We start from the raw sequence: 1,268 nt of genomic DNA, 5'->3' as shown, positions 1-1,268 counted from the left end.
CATTAGGTTGCACATCGGATAATTGAGATACTGAGGTAACTTGTGACATCACCTCTTGTTGATTGTTTGCTGGTATTTCCTCAGCCCACGCCACATAACTTGTGCATAGTATAGCACTGATGACAGCGGAACTAGCTAGTAAATATGTTGAGAACTTTTGCATTTTTAACACCAAAACCAGTTTTTTATGAACAATTAGAGCTATTAAGAATTATTCTTAATAGCTTGAGTTTGAAACTTAGAAACTGAAAGTAGTTCTTAAAGCACCAATGACGACACTATCATTGTTTTTGTCGTGATTTGGGGCTGTTAACCAAATTACACCAGGGGTAATGGTGATATTGTCACTAACTTTATATTGATAAAATCCCTCAATATGATAAGAAGTATTTGGGTCTTTTGTTACTCCAGCAGCAGTAGAATTTGTCACCTTTGGTTCCATACCAACTAGGACACCAGCTAAGTTACCTTTTTTACCTAAGTCTGGTAAGCCTAGAGTAACAGCATAGTTCCAAGTTTCCACTTCTCCCTTAGTACCAGTTAAGATTTGACTATTGGTATATCCAGCCCAACCACCTAAAACAAGTCTCTTGCTAAGACCTAAGGACGCTTCCACACCGTAGGAATTACTGGAAAAGTTTGTACCAGAAGTAAGGTTAGTAAATGTCGCGTTATTACTACCTGTAGCAAGTGGTCGCTTATAGGAATTGATGTAAGTCAAACCAAGAGAAGTGCGACTACTGGGCTTCACAGTTAACTGGGCTAAAGCACCATAAGGACCATTAAACAAACCATTCCCAGGGGTAGGGGTATTATGTTGACTAGCTAAGTACCCTAAACTGAGAGTTAAATTTTTCCCGAATTTTTGGTTTACACCCAAACCGGCCCCACCCAGTTGAGAGTATATTGGGTTTCTTGTTGCAAATGCAGACAAAGCACCAGAACCGCCATTTCCATCAAATAGATTCACTGTGGTGTCAAGATCGAGAACTATACCATCATTGGCTATAATGTTGGCATAAGTATTTTTAGTGAGGGGGAATCCATAAGAAAGCACACCTATGGAAACATTGTTACTAGGTGCGCCACTAGCAAAAGACAATTTACCTTCTGAAGTCTGAATATTGGGGGTGTTAATATTATTGCTTTCTAGCCTGGTCAAAAGTTTATCTTTTCCTGTGAAACTGCTGACAAGCTCTAGTCTGGTTCTGGCCCCTAAAGTAGTATTTTTATCAGTAATGTTATTATTACCGACTTTTTTACCGGAG

1 protein-coding gene is annotated in these 1,268 nt (G+C 39.1%); it reads right to left on the bottom strand.

Features of this window, described 5'->3' with window-relative positions:
* Nucleotides 1-238: 238 nt before the first annotated feature.
* The coding region (locus tag ACIR310F_RS0100380) for an iron uptake porin (protein WP_028082113.1) at nt 239-1,268 on the bottom strand (1,030 nt) is incomplete at its 5' end.

This window comes from Dolichospermum circinale AWQC310F (genome assembly GCF_000426925.1).
In the GTDB taxonomy this organism is placed as follows: domain Bacteria; phylum Cyanobacteriota; class Cyanobacteriia; order Cyanobacteriales; family Nostocaceae; genus Dolichospermum; species Dolichospermum circinale.
This window is presented reverse-complemented; position numbering and strand designations above follow the sequence as displayed.